A 12,921-nucleotide genomic window follows, 5' to 3' on the forward strand; every position below is an offset into this window, starting at 1 on the left:
TGTAGCTCTAGGAGTCCGTACGCAGGCCGTCGAAGGCGAGCCTCACGACCGCCTCGGCGACCTCTTCGCCCTCATAGCCGCTGCCGGGATGCGGGCGGTACCACTCGACCAGCGAGTTCACCATGCCGAAGAGGAGCCTGGTCGCCAGCCGGATCTCCATGTCCGCACGGAGATCGCCGTCGGCCGCGGCGGCCTTGAGCAGATCGGCCACCCGCTGGTCGAACTCGCGGCGCCGCTCCATGGCCCACCGCTCGGTCTTCGTGTTGCCCCGTACGCGCAGCAGCAAGGTCACATAGGGCAGCTCGGCCATCAGCACCTCTACGGTGCGCCGGGTGACGTACTCGACCCGCTCGATGGCTCGTCCACGCAGCGCCCCCGGCTCGTCGAGGACCACGAAGAGGGCGTCGAGCGCCCGGCTGACGGCCCGGCGCAGCAGCTCCTCCTTGCCCGCCACATGGTGGTATATCGAGGACTTGGAGATGCCCGCCGCCTTGGAAAGATGCTCCATGGAGGTGCCGTCATAGCCGCGCTCGTTGAAGATCCGGACTGCGACGGTCAGCAGCGTCTCCGGCGTGTAGGTGTCCCGCTTGGCCGTGGTCATGTGCCTGCCTCGTCCTTCTCCAGCCGCACGTACGACTGCCGGTAGAGCCCCAGGGATGGGGCATAGCGCCCGGTGGGCACGCGCGCGTGGAGCTCGTCCAGCAGCTCGTGAGCCCAGGAGCGGCCGAGCCGGCGGCCCCATTCGACCGGCCCCAGCGGATAGTTGACGCCGAGCCGCATCGCCGTGTCGATGTCCTGAGGGGTGGCGACTCCCTTGGCTACGGCGTCGGCGGCGAGATCCACGAGCATCGCGACCGTACGGGCCACGATCATCCCGGGGACATCCCCGATGACGCTGACCTTCTTGCCGAGAGCCTGGAAGAGGCCGATCGACTGCCTGAGCGTCTCCCAGCCGGTGACCTCGGAGGCGGAGAGCGCGATCCGGGTCGCTGTCCGGTAGTCGAGGGCGAGGTCGAAGTAGACGACATCGCGGAACTCCGCCGAGGTCTGCCCGTCGGCGAGCACCAGCTGTCCGCCGCTGGGCAGCACGATCCTGGTGCCCTGGTCCTCATCCGCCTCGCGGACGCTGATGCCCGCCTCCCGGATCATCCCGAGCAGCTCCCCGGCGGGCCCGAGGCCGCCCTCCACGGTGATGTGGGACGGCGGCTCGGTGGCCGGTGCGGTGTGCGGCTCGGGGCGCGGGACGCCTTCCTCGTACGAGAACCAGCCGCGGCCGCTCTTGCGCCCGTGCAGGCCCGACTCGACGAGCCGGCGCTGGGCGAGCGACGGCGTGAACTTGGGACTCTGGAAGAAGGACTCCCAGACCGAACGGGTCACGGCCTCATTGACGTCCTGGCCGATCAGGTCGGTCAGCTCGAAGGGCCCCATCCGGAAGCCGCCGCTCTCGCGCAGCACCGCGTCGATGGTGGCCGGATCGGCGCCGCGCTCCTCGTACACCGCGAAGGCCTCGGCGTAGAAGGGCCGGGCAATGCGGTTGACGATGAAACCGGGGGTGTCGGTGCAGCGCACCGGGGTCTTGCCCCAGGCCTTCGCCGTTTCGTACGCGCGCGTGGCGGCCGCTTCCTCGGTGGCGAAGCCGCTGACCACCTCGACCAGCGGAAGCAGCGGCGCCGGATTGAAGAAGTGCAGGCCGACGAAACGGCCCGGGTTCCTGAGAGCGCCCGCGATGGCGGTCACCGAGAGTGAGGAGGTGTTGGTGGCCAGTACGCAGTCGTCGGCGACGATCTCCTCGAGCGCCGTGAACAGGTCCTGCTTGACCGGGAGTTGTTCGAGGACCGCCTCGACGACCAGCGCGGCGTCGGCCAGCTCGGCCAGTTCCGCCGCGGCGTGCAGCCCGGCGCGGGCCGCATCCCTGGCGGCCGCGTCCATCCGGCCCTTCTCGACCAGCCGGTCGAGGCGCGCGCCGATGGCGTCCGCCGCCTCGCCCGCCCGTCCGGGGACGGCGTCGTAAAGACGCACGGGGTGGCCTGCGACGAGGGCGACCTGCGCGATGCCCTGCCCCATGGTGCCGGTGCCGACCACGGCGACGGTCCGGCTCTGATCGATGGCGGTCATGGGAGTGATCCTCCCCGATGAGTTGTCCACAGGTTTGCCAGGCCCCCTTGTACCGACCGATCGTTCGGTTACTCTAACTCTGTCATTCCTTCCCTGCCCAGCTCGACGAGGAGTTGGTCCTTCATGCAGCTGACCGAGACCCACCGGCCCACGCTCGACCAGGCCCTCGAGGCGATTCGCACGCGCGCTTACTGGTCGCCGCACGCCGAGCACCCCAAGGCGTACGGAGAGAGCGCGCCGGCCGACGGCCTCGCCGCGTTCGAGGCCCTGCGCAACAACCGCTTCGAGCTGGACCAGCCGGGCACAGACGGCTGGACCGGCGGCGAAGTCTCGCCGTACGGCCCGGAGTTGGGTATCGGTTACCCGCACCCGGATCTGGACGTCCTGCTGCCGGCGATGCGCGCGGGCATGACCGCCTGGCGCGAGGCCGGGCCGGAGACCCGTGCCCTGGTCTGCCTGGAGATCCTCTCGCGGATCAGTGCCCGCACCCATGAGTTCGCGCACGCGGTGATGCACACCAGCGGGCAGGCCTTCATGATGGCGTTCCAGGCGGGCGGACCGCACGCCCAGGACCGCGGCCTGGAGGCCGTGGCGTACGCCTACGAGGAGCAGACCCGCACCCCCGCGGCAGCCGACTGGTCCAAGCCTCAGGGCAAGCGCGACCCCCTGGAGCTGCGGAAGACCTTCACGACGGCCGGCCGCGGCATCTCCCTGCTGGTCGGCTGCAACACCTTCCCGACGTGGAACGGCTACCCGGGGCTTTTCGCCTCCCTGGCCACCGGCAATCCCGTGCTGGTCAAGCCGCACCCCCGCGCGGTGCTGCCGCTCGCGCTCACAGTGCGCGTGGCCCGCGAGGTGCTCGCCGAGGCGGGCTTCGATCCGAATCTGGTCGCTCTGGCAGTCGAGCAACCGGGCGAGGGCATCGCCAAGACCCTGGCCGTCCGCCCCGAGATCAAGATCATCGACTACACCGGATCCACCGCCTTCGGTGACTGGCTGGAGGAGAACGCCCGCCAGGCGCAGGTCTACACCGAGAAGGCCGGCGTCAACACGGTCGTTGTCGACTCCACCGACAACTACAAGGGGATGCTGTCCAACCTGGCCTTCTCGCTGTCCCTGTACAGCGGCCAGATGTGCACCACCCCGCAGAACTTCCTGATCCCGAGGGACGGCATCACCACGGACGTGGGCCCCAAGTCCTACGACGAGGTCGTCACCGACCTCGCGGCCTCCGTGGGCGGCCTGCTCGGCGACGACGCCCGGGCGAACGCCCTGCTGGGCGCGCTGGTCAACCCAGATGTGAAGGCGCGCCTGGACGCGGCGGCCGGACTGGGCGAGGTGGCTCTGCCCTCACGGAAGATCGCCAACCCGGAGTTCCCGGACGCGGTCGTCCGTACGCCGGTCATCGTCAAGCTCGACGGCGCCCGGAAGCTCTGGGAGGGAACCGACGCGGATGCCGTGTTCCTCTCGGAGTGCTTCGGCCCGGTGTCCTTCGCGGTCGCCGTGGACTCGACGGCCGACGCCCTGGAGCTGCTGCGGCGCACGGTCCGTGAGAAGGGCGCGATGACGGTCGGCGCGTACACGACCTCGGAAGAGACCGAGCGCGCGATCGAGGACGTCTGCCTGGACGAGTCGGCGCAGCTCTCCCTGAACCTGACGGGCGGGGTGTACGTCAACCAGACGGCGGCGTTCTCCGACTTCCACGGCTCGGGTGGCAACCCGGCGGCGAACGCGGCCCTGTGCGACGGAGCGTTCGTCTCGAACCGCTTCCGTGTGGTGGAGGTCCGGCGCCAGGCCTGAAGCTCCTGAGCAGGCCGTGACCCGTGGGACGTACGGGTCACGGCCTTGCAAAGGGTCACGGCGGTGCGCGGTCCTCGGTTCAAGGCCTGCCGGATCGGCCTCGGCGGAGCACTACGGAGTGTTGATCTCCGCGTAGCGCTCTACCCAGGCATGCATCGCGATCGCGGCCGCCGCTCCCGCGTTGATCGACCGCGTCGAGCCGAACTGCGCGATCGAGCAGACCATGCTCGCGTGCTTGCGCGCCTCCTCCGTCAGCCCGGGACCCTCCTGACCGAAGAGCAGAACGCACCGCCGTGGCAGCTCGGTCCGCTCCAGCGGCACCGCCCCGGGCAGATTGTCGATCCCGATGATCGGCAGGTCTTCCTCGGCGGCCCACGCGGTCAGTGAGGCCGTGTCCGGGTGATGGCGCACATGCTGATAGCGGTCGGTGACCATGGCACCGCGCCGATTCCAGCGCCGCCGGCCCACGATGTGGATCTCCTGGGCGAGGAACGCATTGGCGGTGCGCACCACCGAACCGATGTTGAAGTCGTGGCCCCAGTTCTCCACTGCCACATGGAAACCGTGCCGTCGTGTGTCCAGATCGGCGACGATCGCCTCGCGCGTCCAGTACCGGTAGTGGTCGACCACATTGCGCCGGTCGCCCTCTGCCAGCAGGGAGGGGTCGTAGCACTCGTCCTGCGGCCAGGGCAGGGGATGCGGCCCGACGCCGACCTCGGGGCTGTAGGCGTCGTCGTACTGAATCGGTTCTTCGGTGGTGCTCACCCAACGAGCGTACGGGGCTGGTCCTGACTCCCCCGCCGCTGCTCGGTCCCCACCCCGCCCGCCCGGGAGAACAGCCGGTCCCTGCCGCGCGCCGTCCACCCGCCGAGCCGGACCAGGAAGCTGGTCGGCAGAAAGACAGCGTCGGCGGCGATCATCGCCAGCGAGAAGAACGGCAGCCCCAGCAGCACGGCGATCGCCGCGTGCTCCATCATCATGGCCACGAGCAGGACGTTCTTGACGCGCCGGTTGAAGAGCGTGAAGGGGAAGGCGACCTGCACGATGACCGTGCCATAGGTCAGCACCATCACCATCACGCCGCCGGAGGCCAGAAGGTCCGAAAGGGCCGGCCAGGGCGTGAAGTAGTCGAGCTTGAGCGGGTAGTACAGCGCGGTTCCGTCCTGCCAGCGCGAGCCCTGGATCTTGTACCAGCCGGCGGTGGCGTAGATCACACAGACCTCAGCCATGATCACGACGAGGGCGGCGTTGTGCGCGAGGTTGGCCAGAACGTCCAGGAGGGCGCGCGGTTCGCTGTTCGGCGCGTACCGGACGGCCATCCACCACAGGCCCTGTCCCACCCAGAGTCCCCAGACAAGGAGCAGGACGTACCAGCCGGTCTGGTTCAGGAAGGTGGCTATCACCAGGGCGAATCCCAGCACGGCCCACAGTGCCGGGCCGACCCGGTCACGCGGTGATACACCCCGCACATCCGGGGCGGCTCGTGCCGCGCGCCGCGCGTCCAGGGACCAGACCTGTCCGCAGCGTGTCAGGACCAGATAGATCGCCATCAGGTGGATGACGTTGTCCCCGCCGTCGCCCATGAAGATGGAGCGATTCTGCAGCGAGAGCACGCCGATCATGAAGAGCACGGACATGGTGCGGGTCCGCCAGCCGAGCATCAGCAGCGCGCTGGAGAGCACGGCGAGGCCGTACACGACCTCGAACCAGAGGGTGTTGTCCGCCCACATCAACGCGGTAAAGGCGTCATTGCCCGCGATGAGCTGCCGCGCCATGTCCCAGCTCCAGGAGCCGTTGGGGCCGTACATCTCATGGCGGTTGGGCAGCTCGCGCAGCAGGAAGAGCAGCCAGGTGGCGGCGAAGCCGATCCGGATGACGGCGCTCTGGTACGGGCCCATGGCCGTGGAGGTGATGCGCTGGACGGCGCGCGCGGCCCTGCGGTCGGGAGTGCCGCTCACTGGCCCGCCTCCGCACGACCGTTACGGACTCCCCCGGGCAGATCTGCCGCGGTGATCGTCCACCAGGGCAGAACGCGGTAGGCGGGGCGGGTGTCGATCTTCTCGTCGCTCCACTCCGGGGCCTTGACCGAGCGGGTCGCCGACCTGAGCTGGATGCGCTCGACGGAGCCGCCAAGGTCGCGCTTGTCGAGCCGCGTCATCACGATGCGGCGGACATAGCTCTCCGAGAGCTGGCCGCGCAGGCCGTTGCCGCGGTTCTGGTTGTCGTGGGAATTGACATAGAAGTCCCAGGCCCTGCGCAGCTCGTTCTGCTGGACATGGCTGGGGAGGGGATTGCCGCGGATCGCCTCGCCGTCATCGGCGGTGAGGTCGATCCAGCCGGAGTTCTCGCGGCTGCCGTCGGAGGCCGTGTACTCGACCATGACCTCTACGTCGACGTTCTGCTGGAGCGGGTTCGGGGCGAAGAGCTTCCAGTTCTGCTCGAACTCGGGATAGATCCAGCCGTCTACCACTTCGCCGTGCTCCTTGGTCACCGTGTTGGGCGGCGCGACGTGCAGAAACACCATGGTCAGGTGGATGCAGGCGAGCGCGGCGATGATCGCGAGCGAGACGGCGGCAGCCACTTGATACGGGAGGGAGAGCGCCGCGATGCCCCTGCCGGGCGCAGGGCCCGGGCCGGGCGTGGGCTGCGCCTGAGTTGCGAGCTCGGGCCCGCCGGCCGACACCCGCCGGGCTGCTGGGACGGGCTCGGGGCCGTGGCCCGCAGGCGGCTCGGAGCTCAGGCCCCCGGCGCCTCTGGCGTCCTCGTCCTCGTAGGAGTCCATCCCGCCCCGATCCCCATCGGTCCACCTCAGTTATCCACAGGGTTGACACCCTACGGGCCGTCGACTCACCATTGAAGTCAATGAACCGAACGATCGGTCGGTAGGGGAGCCCGGATGACGGCAGTGACTGCGGATACGTACGAGGCGGTTTTCGACGCCGCCGTAGCCGCCGACGAGCGCATCGAACCGCGCGACTGGATGCCGGACGCCTACCGGGCGACGCTGGTGCGCCAGATGGCACAGCACGCCCATTCCGAGATCATCGGCATGCAGCCGGAGGCGAACTGGATCACCCGGGCGCCCTCGCTGCGGCGCAAGGCGATCCTGATGGCCAAGGTCCAGGACGAAGCAGGCCACGGCCTTTATCTGTACAGCGCGGCCGAGACCCTGGGCACCAGCCGCGAGGAGCTGCTCGACAAGCTCCACGCCGGCCGCCAGAGGTACTCCTCGATCTTCAACTACCCGACGCTGACCTGGGCCGATGTCGGCGCGATCGGCTGGCTGGTGGACGGCGCCGCGATCACCAACCAGGTGCCGCTTTGCCGCTGCTCCTACGGTCCCTACGCCCGGGCGATGGTCAGGATCTGCAAGGAGGAGTCCTTCCACCAGCGCCAGGGCTACGAGCTGCTGCTCACCCTCTCCAGGGGCACTCCCGCCCAGCACGAGATGGCGCAGGACGCGGTGAACCGCTGGTGGTGGCCCTCGCTGATGATGTTCGGCCCGCCGGACGACGAGTCGTCGCACTCCGTGCAGTCCATGGCCTGGAAGATCAAGCGGCACTCCAACGACGAGCTGCGCCAGCGCTTCGTGGACATCTGCGTCCCGCAGGCCGAAACTCTCGGACTCACCCTCCCCGACCCCGACCTGCGGTGGAACGGGGAGCGGGGCCACCACGACTTCGGCGCGATCGACTGGTCGGAGTTCCAGGAAGTCCTCAAGGGCAACGGCCCCTGCAACGAACAGCGGATTACGCAGCGGCGCAGGGCCCACGAAGAGGGTGCCTGGGTCCGGGAAGCGGCCGCGGCCTACGCAAGCAAGCATGAAGCACAGCACGTGAAGCCCGGGGAGGCGACGGCATGAGCAGCTCGACCGACTGGCCGCTGTGGGAGGTCTTCGTCCGCTCGCGCCGCGGGCTGTCCCACACCCACGCGGGAAGCCTGCACGCCCCGGACGCGGAGATGGCCCTGCGCAACGCCCGCGATCTGTACACCCGGCGGAACGAGGGCGTGTCGATCTGGGTCGTTCCCTCCACCTCGATCACCGCATCCTCGCCCGACGAGAAGGACCCCTTCTTCGAGCCGGCCGCCGACAAGCCCTACCGGCACCCGACCTTCTACGAGATCCCGGAAGGGGTGAAGCACCTGTGAGCACCACGGTGAACGCCGCGGCACTCGCCCTCGGCGACGACGCACTGGTGCTCTCGCACCGCCTGGGGGAGTGGGCGGGCCACGCGCCCGTCCTGGAGGAGGATGTCGCCCTCGCCAATATCGCACTGGACCTGCTGGGGCAGGCGCGTGTGCTGCTCTCCCTCGTCGGTGACGAGGACGAGCTGGCGTATCTGCGCGAGGAGCGGGCCTTCCGCAATCTCCAGCTGGTCGAGCAGCCGAACGGCGACTTCGCGCACACCATCGCCCGCCAGCTCTACTTCTCCGTCTACCAGCGGCTGCTGTACGGGCAGCTGGCGGTCGGCGACAGCGAGTTCGCCGGGCTCGCGGCGAAGGCGGTCAAGGAGGTCGCGTACCACCAGGACCACGCCGAGCACTGGACGGCCCGGCTCGGCGACGGCACGGCCGAGAGCCATGAGCGGATGCAGCGCGCCTGCGATGCGCTGTGGCGGTTCACCGGCGAGTTGTTCCAGCCGGTCGAAGGGATCGACATCGACTGGCAGGCACTGCAGTCCAGTTGGCTGGAGAGCGTCAGCGCCGTCCTGGAGCGGTCGACGCTGACCGTGCCCGACGGGCCGCGTTCGGGCGGCTGGGCCGCGGGGGCGGGCCGCCAGGGTCTGCACACCGAGTCCTTCGGGCGGATGCTGGCCGAGATGCAGCATCTGCACCGCAGCCACCCGGGGGCGTCATGGTGACCAACGTGACCGACACACGCCTCGAGGAGGAGCTGCGCAGGCTCGCCGGCTCCGTGCCGGACCCTGAGCTGCCGGTGCTGACCCTGGAGGAGCTCGGTGTGCTGCGCGGGGTTCAGATCCTCGGGCCCGGCAGGGTCGAAGTGGAACTGACTCCGACCTACACCGGCTGCCCGGCGATCGAGACCATGACCTCGGACATAGAACAGATCCTGCACGAGAACGGGGTGCCGGACGTCTCGGTCGTCAAGGTTCTCTCCCCGGCCTGGTCGACGGACGACATCAGCGCGGAAGGGCGGCGCAAGCTCGCCGAGTTCGGGATAGCACCGCCCCGCCCGCACGCTGCTGAGGGACCGGTGGCGCTCACGCTCTCCGTGCGCTGCCCGCACTGCGGCTCCACGGACACCGAACTGCTGAGCAGGTTCTCCTCCACCGCCTGCAAGGCTCTGCGCCGCTGCGTCAGCTGCCGCGAACCATTCGACCACTTCAAGGAGTTGTAGATGTTCCATCCGCTCCGGGTGAGCGAGGTCGAACAGCTCACGGACGACTCGGTGGCCGTCACCTTCCAGGTGCCGCCCGAGCTGCGCGAGACCTTCCGACACACCCCCGGCCAGCATCTGGCCCTGCGCCGTCTGGTGCAGGGCGAGGAGATCCGCCGTACCTACTCGATCTGCGCCCCGGCCGCCCCGGGACACGCTGATCCGATGCTGCGTGTGGGCATCCGGTTGGTGGACGGAGGCGAGTTCTCGACGTTCGCACTGAAGGAGCTCGCAGTCGGCGATACCGTCGAGGTGATGCCCCCAATGGGCCGCTTCCTCCTCGCTCCCCGCCCCGGGTATTTCGCCGCGATCGTCGGCGGCAGCGGCATCACCCCGGTGCTGTCGATGGCGGCGACGCTGCTGGCGACCGAGCCGGAGGCCCGGTTCTGTCTGATACGCAGCGACCGCACCGCGGCTTCGACGATGTTCCTGGACGAGGTCGCCGACCTCAAGGACCGCTTCCCCGACCGTCTGCAGTTGGTCACCGTGCTCTCCCGGGAGGAGCAGCAGTCGGGGCTGCCGTCCGGACGGCTGGACCAGGAGCGGCTGACCGGGCTGCTGCCGGCGCTGCTGCCGGTGTCGGACGTGGACGGCTGGTTCCTCTGCGGCCCCTTCGGTCTGGTCCAGGGCGCCGAGCGCGCGCTGCGCGGGCTCGGGGTGGACCGCAGCCGCATCCACGAGGAGATCTTCCACGTCGACGACGGCTCGGAGCCGATCAAGGCCGCGGTGAGCGCCCCGGCCCACGCCGAGCTCACCGCGACTCTCGACGGCCGGTCCGGCAAGTGGCCCGTCCGGGAAGGGGAGTCGCTGCTCGAGACGGTTCTGCGGAGCCGCGCGGACGCGCCGTACGCGTGCAAGGGCGGTGTCTGCGGCACCTGCAGGGCTTTCCTGGTCTCGGGCGAAGTGCGGATGGACCGCAACTTCGCGCTGGAGCAGGAGGAGACCGAGGCGGGCTATGTGCTGGCCTGCCAGTCCCATCCGGCCACGCCGGAAGTGGAGCTGGACTTCGACCGCTGAGCCGGGGCGCGCCGAGCGGGCGCGCCCTCGGTCCTCCCGCGCTGTGTTCTTTTTCCGGGACCTGCTCTATCTTGACGGTCCGTCAGATATGGATGAGGCAGCGCCGGTGCGTGGGAGGACAGGACTGTGGACTTCACCTTCACCGAGGAGCAGCAGGCGGCCGTCGAGGCGGCGAAAGCGGCCTTCTCGGGCGTCGCTCCCGACGGAGTACCGAGCCCCGCGCTCACCCCAGGCGCGGTGGCCGAGGAGTTCGACCGACCGCTGTGGGCCAAGCTCGCGGGCGGGGATCTGCTGAGCCTGGTCCTGTCTCCGCAGTACGGCGGGGCGGGCCTCGACCCCATCGCGCTCTGCCTGGTCCTGCGCGAGTCGGCGAAGGTACTCGCGCGGGTGCCGCTGCTGGAGACGAGCGCGGTCGCCATGGCCGTCGAGCGTTATGGCAGCGCCGAGTTGAGCGAGGAGATCCTCCCCCGGGTCGGCCGCGGTGAGCTGGTCCTCACCGTCGGTGCCAATGGCCGCACCGGTCACGACCCCGCCGAGCTCGCCGTCGCCGCCCGTCGGGACGCCGAGCTCGGGGGCGGGGACGGGGACGGCTGGGTGCTCGACGGCGTGCAGACAGGCGTGCCCTGGGCTCAGTCCGCGGACCGCATTGCCATACCGGCGCACGCCGATGACGGCAGGGCCGTTGTCGCCGTGGTCCCCCGGGACCGTGACGGTCTCACTTTCGCCGAGCAGATCTCCACCAGCGGTGAGCGTTTCGCCGAGGTCAGCCTGGATTCCGTACAGATCGGGAGCCGCGAGCTGATCGACGCCGAGGGCGCCTGGGAGTGGCTGCGCCAGCTCCTGGCGACCGGGATCTGTGCGCTGGCGCTCGGTCTCGGTGAGGCGGTGCTCTCGATGACCAGTGAATACACCGGAAAACGCGAGCAGTTCGGATTCCCGGTCGCGACATTCCAGGCAGTCGCCGTCCAGGCCGCCGACCGCTATATCGATCTGCGCGCGATGGAGGCGACCCTCTGGCAGGCGGCCTGGCGGCTGGGCCCGGCTCGGGGGAGTGCGGGTGTCGGCGGGCCACTGCCCGTATCCGGCGATGTGGCCGTGGCCAAGATCTGGGCCTCGGAGGGCGTACGCCGTGTCGTACAGACCGCCCAGCATCTGCATGGCGGCTTCGGCGCGGACACCGACTATCCGCTGCACCGCTATCACGCCTGGGCCAAGCAGCTCGAGCTCTCGCTCGGCCCGGCAGCGGCACATGAGGAGGCGCTGGGCGACCTGCTGGCAGCCCATCCCCTCGGCTAGGAGCTCAGGCAGAAGCTCAGAGAACGAACGCCGGGCTGTCGTTGTCGGTGACCATCGGACGCCCGGCGCCGTCCCAGGCGAGCATGCCGCCGTCGACGTTCACCGCGTCGATGCCCTGCTGCACCAGATACTGGGTGACCTGCGCGGACCGCCCGCCGACCCGGCACATCACATAGGCACGGCCCTTGTCCGCCACAGCCTCGGTCACCTCACCGAAGCGGGCCACGAAGTCGCTCATCGGCACATGCAGTGCGCCCTCGACATGCCCGGCCGCCCACTCGTCGTTCTCCCGGACGTCCAGCACAAGGCCCTCGGACGGTACCGCCGCGGCGTCCACCGAGGGCAGCGGGGCGAAATTCATGGGCTATGCCTTCTCTCGTACGTACGTCGGCGGGGTTCGCCGGTATCAGGTCTCCCGAGACCCCTCGGAAAACCTACTGCACGAGTTTGGACAGTTCCGCCTCGCGCTCGGCGACCTGCGCGAGCAGCTGCTCGGCGATCTCCTCCAGGAGCCGGTCCGGGTCTTCGGGCGCCATCCGCAGCATCGAGCCGATCGCGCTCTCCTCCAGCTCCCTGGCGACCGCCGTCAGCAGCTCCTTGCGCTGCGACAGCCACTCGAGCCGGGCGTAGAGCTCCTCGCTCTCGCTCAACCGCTGCTGGGCCGGCACGGGACCGGCCTCCCACTCCGCGGCCAGCTCCTTCAGCAACGCCACGTCGCCGAGCCCGTACGCACCGTTCACGCGTGTGATGAACTCGTCGCGCCGTGTCCGCTCCTCCTCGTCCTGAGCCAGGTCCGGATGCGCCTTGCGAGCCAGCTCGCGGTAGAGCTTGCGCGCCTCTTCGCTCGGCCGCACCCGCTTCGGCGCCCGCACAGGCTGGTCGGTGAGCATCGCGGCGGCCTCAGGGGAGAGGCCGTCGGCGTCCATCCAGTCGTTGAACAGCTCGTCGACGCCGGGCATGGGCATCACCATCGCCCGGGCCTCCTGCGCCTTGCGCAGATCCTCCGGGTCGCCGGTGCGGGCGGCCATGGCCTCGGCGATCTGGGCATCCAACTCGTCCAGGCGCGCGTACATCGGGCCGAGCTTTTGGTGATGCAGCCGGGAGAAGTTCTCGACCTCCACCCGGAACGTCTCCAGCGCGATCTCGAACTCGATCAGCGCCTGCTCGGCCGCGCGCACCGCCTTCTCAAGCCGGGCCTCGGGCCGCGCTTGCGCGTCCTGCTCTTCGTCGTTCCGGGTCGTCGGGCCCCCGGGTGCATCCTGGGTCACCCGCCCAGCCTACGGGCGCGGCCGAGC

Annotated in this window: 14 protein-coding genes; 7 read left to right on the forward strand and 7 right to left on the reverse strand. The window is 69.6% G+C overall.

The genetic code is table 11. The annotated features are described in order from the left end of the window. Window positions 1-7 precede the first annotated feature (7 nt). Together OOK40_RS13445 and OOK40_RS13450 are read right to left on the reverse strand one after the other, a co-directional pair. Window positions 8-601: a TetR/AcrR family transcriptional regulator gene (locus tag OOK40_RS13445; protein ID WP_266480344.1), complete on the reverse strand. Its 594-nt coding sequence runs from the start codon at window positions 599-601 to the stop codon at window positions 8-10. Then, window positions 598-2,115, reverse strand: a complete 1,518-nt coding sequence (locus OOK40_RS13450; RefSeq protein ID WP_266480347.1) for a 3-hydroxyacyl-CoA dehydrogenase — start codon at window positions 2,113-2,115, stop codon at window positions 598-600. The genes OOK40_RS13445 and OOK40_RS13450 overlap by 4 nt, the downstream gene beginning before the upstream one ends. A gap of 123 nt (window positions 2,116-2,238) precedes the next feature. Between OOK40_RS13450 and paaN the strand changes: the two genes are divergently transcribed. Further along, entirely contained in the window at window positions 2,239-3,915 is a 1,677-nt protein-coding gene (gene paaN / locus OOK40_RS13455) for a phenylacetic acid degradation protein PaaN (protein WP_266480351.1), read from the forward strand. A gap of 111 nt (window positions 3,916-4,026) precedes the next feature. Here the strand turns inward: paaN and OOK40_RS13460 are convergent, their stop codons facing one another. From OOK40_RS13460 to OOK40_RS13470, 3 genes are read right to left on the reverse strand one after another with little or no spacing between them, the layout of a single operon-like run. Further along, complete coding sequence (locus OOK40_RS13460; protein WP_266480354.1) at window positions 4,027-4,680, reverse strand: TrmH family RNA methyltransferase; 654 nt, start codon at window positions 4,678-4,680, stop codon at window positions 4,027-4,029. Beyond that, a complete protein-coding gene (locus OOK40_RS13465) occupies window positions 4,677-5,813 on the reverse strand; it encodes an HTTM domain-containing protein (protein WP_266481653.1) in 1,137 nt (378 codons plus the stop codon). The genes OOK40_RS13460 and OOK40_RS13465 overlap by 4 nt, the downstream gene beginning before the upstream one ends. Window positions 5,814-5,869: 56 nt before the next feature. Then, window positions 5,870-6,697 carry a DUF5819 family protein gene (locus OOK40_RS13470; protein ID WP_266480357.1) on the reverse strand — a complete coding sequence of 276 codons (828 nt, stop codon included), beginning with the start codon at window positions 6,695-6,697 and terminating at the stop codon, window positions 5,870-5,872. A 114-nt stretch (window positions 6,698-6,811) separates the two neighbouring features. On the opposite strand from OOK40_RS13470, the gene paaA reads away from it, so the two are divergent. From paaA to OOK40_RS13500, 6 genes are all read left to right on the forward strand, one after another. Then, window positions 6,812-7,777, forward strand: coding sequence for a 1,2-phenylacetyl-CoA epoxidase subunit PaaA (paaA, locus tag OOK40_RS13475; protein ID WP_266480360.1), 966 nt, complete (start codon window positions 6,812-6,814; stop codon window positions 7,775-7,777). Then, window positions 7,774-8,064, forward strand: a complete 291-nt coding sequence (paaB, locus tag OOK40_RS13480; protein WP_142214685.1) for a 1,2-phenylacetyl-CoA epoxidase subunit PaaB — start codon at window positions 7,774-7,776, stop codon at window positions 8,062-8,064. Before paaA ends, paaB begins: the two co-directional genes overlap by 4 nt. After that, the gene (gene paaC, locus OOK40_RS13485) at window positions 8,061-8,777 is read left to right on the forward strand and encodes a 1,2-phenylacetyl-CoA epoxidase subunit PaaC (RefSeq protein WP_266480364.1); all 717 of its coding nucleotides are present in this window, start codon (window positions 8,061-8,063) and stop codon (window positions 8,775-8,777) included. Before paaB ends, paaC begins: the two co-directional genes overlap by 4 nt. Continuing rightward, window positions 8,771-9,274: a 1,2-phenylacetyl-CoA epoxidase subunit PaaD gene (gene paaD, locus OOK40_RS13490; RefSeq protein ID WP_266480367.1), complete on the forward strand. Its 504-nt coding sequence runs from the start codon at window positions 8,771-8,773 to the stop codon at window positions 9,272-9,274. Before paaC ends, paaD begins: the two co-directional genes overlap by 7 nt. After that, window positions 9,275-10,330, forward strand: coding sequence for a 2Fe-2S iron-sulfur cluster-binding protein (locus tag OOK40_RS13495; RefSeq protein WP_266480370.1), 1,056 nt, complete (start codon window positions 9,275-9,277; stop codon window positions 10,328-10,330). Window positions 10,331-10,456: 126 nt separating this feature from the next. Further along, window positions 10,457-11,626: an acyl-CoA dehydrogenase family protein gene (locus OOK40_RS13500; RefSeq protein ID WP_266480373.1), complete on the forward strand. Its 1,170-nt coding sequence runs from the start codon at window positions 10,457-10,459 to the stop codon at window positions 11,624-11,626. Between the two features lie 16 nt (window positions 11,627-11,642). On the opposite strand, the gene OOK40_RS13505 is transcribed toward OOK40_RS13500, so the two are convergent. Together OOK40_RS13505 and OOK40_RS13510 are read right to left on the reverse strand one after the other, a co-directional pair. Then, window positions 11,643-11,987, reverse strand: a complete 345-nt coding sequence (locus OOK40_RS13505; protein ID WP_266480375.1) for a rhodanese-like domain-containing protein — start codon at window positions 11,985-11,987, stop codon at window positions 11,643-11,645. A gap of 73 nt (window positions 11,988-12,060) precedes the next feature. Further along, window positions 12,061-12,894, reverse strand: a complete 834-nt coding sequence (locus OOK40_RS13510) for a hypothetical protein (protein WP_266480377.1) — start codon at window positions 12,892-12,894, stop codon at window positions 12,061-12,063. Window positions 12,895-12,921 lie beyond the last annotated feature (27 nt).

The sequence above is a fragment of the Streptomyces sp. NBC_01481 genome (genome assembly GCF_026339995.1).
In the GTDB taxonomy this organism is placed as follows: Bacteria; Actinomycetota; Actinomycetes; order Streptomycetales; family Streptomycetaceae; genus Streptomyces.